The following is a 1,231-nucleotide window of genomic DNA, read 5'->3' on the forward strand; positions in this document are numbered from 1 at the left end:
CTCAGCGTCACCGAGTTTGCAAGCGACTTTGTCGTCAATGCGACGGATGGTTCCGTGACTGCCGGATCGGCGGGAGCCCTGCCAGCCACCACCTTCACCTATTCCGACGATGTGCCGAACTATAACGAACAGCTTTCAGTGTCCTCTCCCACGGAAAACAAACCCTTTGGGACCCAGCCCATGTTTGTGGACCTCGAACCGGACGGGCGTCAGGAAGTCATCTTCCCAATGTTGGAAGGGACCCTTCTTCAGGCCACCGAGCATCAATATCGGTTTGACCCAATAGCGGTGCAGCAAGATCCCGACAGCCTCAAGCGTGGAACTTTCGTTGGACTGACGAACGACGGCGACGCTCTGAAGTATAACATCGCTGTTGTTCCTCAGGAAAGGAGTTCGTCAGGGCATCTGACGACTTACTGGTCTGACGCAAGCACGAGTGATGATACCAAGGTTTACGCCTCTTCAAATGGTCAGACTTGGTCGTTCATGGAGCTCAAGGAGGGGATATACTTCTCGATCTCTGAGTTGGATGGGGATCGAGGCCTTGAGGCGTTTGCGATAGGAAAACCCTATTATCTCGATTTCGATGGCCAGGGCCCCGTCAAGACCAATCTCTCTGATGCCTTTCCCTCCCCTGGGACGGCCGCCTACGGAGATTTTGATGGAAACGGAATCACGGATTATGTCTATGGCGGCGGATCAGAGATGTCTCGTTTTTGGGGGCCGATGTCCGCGTTCCGGATGTTGCGTGCAGCAACACTCCCCCCCGGCGATGTGATGTCCACTCTCGCGGTCGATGGTTCGGAGATGCGGACCGTTGGCGACATAAACGGCGATGGGTTGGATGACCTTCTCAGGGCTAAAGCCTACAGTGTATCATCAGCGAAGAAGTTAAAGGTTACCGTTGCCCTATCGACGGGCGCTGGTTTCAAATCTCCCGAGATTTGGTATGATGGAGACTTCTTGGACAGCTTCTCCACGACAAGCTCAGAGCGCCAGAAGTTCTCTCTCACGGATATGAACTCTGACGGATTCCCGGATCTGTTCGTAGTAACCAGTAGCGTCGGCCGTGCATTCTTGAACACGGGCTCCGGTTTCAAGCCTTATTCTTCCCTGGACGTTCCTGCGTTTGTTGGAGCTGCGGATGTGAACGGGGATGCCCTGCCTGATTTGCTGGGCGGCGGAGGCGGGAACGGGACGATCCGCTATTCGTTTGGGCGGCCCGCGAACA

1 protein-coding gene is annotated in these 1,231 nt (G+C 55.2%); it reads left to right on the forward strand.

The window, feature by feature from the left end; all coding sequences use genetic code 11:
• On the forward strand, positions 1-1,231 hold a 1,231-nt coding region (locus GV832_RS21645; RefSeq protein ID WP_168776925.1), incomplete at both ends, for an FG-GAP repeat domain-containing protein.

The sequence above is a fragment of the Stagnihabitans tardus genome (genome assembly GCF_009925085.1).
Classification (GTDB): Bacteria; Pseudomonadota; Alphaproteobacteria; order Rhodobacterales; family Rhodobacteraceae; genus Stagnihabitans; species Stagnihabitans tardus.